This is a genomic window from Gluconobacter oxydans, from assembly GCF_006539685.1.
Taxonomy (GTDB): Bacteria; Pseudomonadota; Alphaproteobacteria; order Acetobacterales; family Acetobacteraceae; genus Gluconobacter; species Gluconobacter oxydans.
On sequence record NZ_BJNM01000074.1, the window covers coordinates 1 to 3,264 of the forward strand.

Annotated in this window: 2 protein-coding genes; both read right to left on the minus strand. The window is 43.8% G+C overall.

The window, feature by feature from the left end:
- Positions 1–103 precede the first annotated feature (103 nt).
- Complete coding sequence (locus tag GOX01_RS13325; RefSeq protein WP_011253710.1) at positions 104–1,219, minus strand: CatB-related O-acetyltransferase; 1,116 nt, start codon at positions 1,217–1,219, stop codon at positions 104–106.
- A gap of 479 nt (positions 1,220–1,698) precedes the next feature.
- Positions 1,699–3,039 (minus strand): hypothetical protein, encoded by a 1,341-nt coding sequence (locus tag GOX01_RS12455; RefSeq protein WP_081107002.1) that lies wholly within the window; start codon positions 3,037–3,039, stop codon positions 1,699–1,701.
- Between the last annotated feature and the right edge of the window lie 225 nt (positions 3,040–3,264).

Consider the following 3,264-nt stretch of genomic DNA (forward strand, 5'->3'; position numbering starts at 1 on the left):
CCACCTTGAAGTCAGGTTGAATAAAGCCAGTGATATGAAAGAAAACTTCTTCCATATCACTCATATCACTGGCTTTATGCTATTTTTATAAAAATATTATTATTTAAATAAGCGAGGCTTTTTTTAGCTCATTTACTAGATTTATTTTTTCTGGAATAAATTTCTGAATGATGCCTTGCTGAGCTTGATCAGCTAGTTCATCTAGTGCTTTTTCAACATTAGACCAAGTTCGAGGAATATCAGTAAACTTATATTCCCACCACTTCGAAGCAAGAAGACGTTCGATGAGTGGTTCAGGAAACCTCATTTTGATTACTCTTGCCGGAACGCCACCCACGACGGCGTATGGAGGGACATCCCTGGTCACAACTGCCCCAGATGCAACAATAGCGCCTGTTCCAATTTTCACACCATCCCGAATGGATACTCCAGATCCGATCCAAACATCATCTCCAATATAAGCACAGATAGGATGCTCTACTGGATAATCTTCTATCTTAAAATCAACGCCAAAGTCTTCGCGAGCTAGTTTTTCCCATATATGACCATAGGTGAATGTGCTTGTTGTCAAACGCTTGGAGGGATGGTCATCCCCCATCCGTCGAACTCTTTCAGCTATGCTACAATATCGTCCTACAATAAAATTCTGGGCCAATTTACTTTCGGAATATGAAAATGCTCCCATACTGCAAAACCCTTCTCTAGGCATCGAAGCGTAGGGTTCAACTGTTATTTTATGGTCAAATCTTATGTTAGTGCCTTCAGGAATTACGCCTCGAATGTTAAACCCGGGAGCCAAAAATATTCTGTTATCAACGCAGAAATTTTCCATCTCTTTGTTCCAGGAGAGAACAATAGGATAATGTTCTGCGTCTTGGTCGACTCTTGTGAATGTTCGATATGTTTCCCCTTCATTGAATAAGAGGAATCGTCCCGACATTCTTACCAATTTTCCATTTTCTGCATAAATTTCTAATATTATGCTCGTTTCCATTTTGTCGTTGAATACGACAATTTTCCCATCCCTTATTCCCCAAGAGGATTCAATCGGGTGTTTGTAGCCGGATATTTTTCCACCTTTATTAAATCTAAAAATGGAACTGAACGTATGGCCGGTAGATGTTCCGTATATCCATACCGTATCATTAATTAATTCTTCCAATAAGCGAGAATTACCATTCTCTTCGTTTTCTGCTGAGAAAGTTGATGTTTCGGCCATTCTTGGTGGTTACCTTTATATAGGTTGAAATGCCTTCTGAAGCGGCCGAATGATAAGAATTTCTAAAGATTTCAATCCTATGTACATTCATGACGCAATCTTTCGGAAGGTAACATGCCGAAGGCAGGGCTTGAAGGGGGAAAGGAGAAAAGAGATTAGAAACGTAGTGTAAGAGTGTCCTGTATTGAGTGACACAGCCCTTACTAATCAGAACGGTCTGTACTGGCACATGCGTCGCAAGAGTGTGGCTCGTAAAAGGCCCTATACAATTTCCAGAAGTGCGCGCACACGATGGGAATTTTTCGCGAAAAATTCTACAAACTCCAAATTTATCAAAAATAAAAATACAATAATTATAATCCAATCGAAGCATATTTCTATGCGGGAGGTGGTCTGTCGCGATAAGCTGCGACAGACGCCTAAGATTTCTTTTTTATATTGTCCTGAAAAAATTTATTCTCTCTTGGTGTGCCACAATCCTAGTGGATTTCTTGCAGAGGAACACTTTTATATTTTCCTGTGCTGACGCAGATGTATAGTTTCTCATCATCGGCGTGCATCTCACCTCTTGTACAATTAGCAGATGCAGTTTCCTTAGTATGGTTAGTATTGACAAAACCTGCAACAGTCGCATTCCCCTCCTTGTCGATCGACGCCAGTGTATTGGAATGTTCATCGAGCGCGTGGAAGAAAAATCCGGTATCAGTAGTGGTCTGCCTTTTTGCGGAATAGTCATCGTGTCCGCTGGGGGCGTCACTAATAAAACCGTTCTTGGCATTCATGATCTGAGATGTCTGGTTGCCCATCTTGTCCAACCATGAAATGGACTTTCCGTTTTCATCAAAGGCCTGTTGGAAAAATCCCGATTCCGCAGCCGAGGTTTTGTATTGCTGGATCTGGTTGGTCGTTTCGCGGATTGAAATGCCTGTTGTCCAAGGTAGCCAGGATCCATCATACGCCGCATGCATAATGGATAATGCGACAGAGTTTACGTTCCGGCCTTTTGCTCCTCCTCCTGTCAGAAAGAGACCAGTCGTCCATTGTCCGTCGGTTACCGCGGCATTGAAATTAGTGTCGATCTCAAACGCTAGACCATGGTTGCCCGAGACATTTAGGACCCAGTTTTCAACTTCTGTACTGAGATCAAGGGATGATGTACCGCCAGATCCAGTGTCTGCCCCGACATACCGGCAGGCAATCCAGTTACGATTCGTATTCTCATTTTGTCGGTTGGGACGATTTGGAAGACATTCAATGCTTTCTGCAATGGTCGCTCCTTTTCTTCCTTGGGGAATGGCGGCTGGATCGTAAACTGATTTGCGATCCGTCGTGATAAGATATGGATTTGTATAGGGGCTAATGAGAGTTCCCGCTCCGGTAGCAGGGGAGCCGATGGCTTTTCCTGAAATGACATTGCCGTTAAGCAGCCATGTTCCAATTTCACGGCCATTATAGTTGCCGGAGTTGATCGTATAGCCACGAGGTGAATACGGAAAATAAACTGGAAAGCGGTTAGTAGCAGTCGTCAGGGCCTTTCTGACTGCGGCTCCACTGTCTGCACTACCCGCTGTCGCGCCGTAGTTCGCAACGTTGATTTGTTGTTCAAGCAAGGAAGAGAGAGGTTGTGTAATGCCATTTGCAGTCGTGACACGCTGAGTGCCATCCAGCATCTCGTTATTCGTATTTGCTGGAGGTCTTAGCAAAGGGTTGGTCTGTTGTGCCTTTGCTAGCGTGTCCTGAGAGCTGGAGGAAGAGACCGGCTGAGAGAAGGCGAGACTGGGCGCCATGCCCACAGCAAGGGCAAAAACAAATTTCTTCATGACTTTTGGGCCTCCAGATTATCAAAAATAGAAAGGAACGTAGTGAAGTTTTGACGCTCTGACCCACCCTCCCGTTCCATCTCAACAAGAAAATTAGTGCTTACGTGCGCGAAAAACAGGCGCTTGATCCGTTTTCTACACGGACAAGTGAGGGGCGACTTTCTGCCCGTTTTATGAGCGCTCAGATGATAAATAATCCCATTTAAAACAATAGATTAGGTGTTT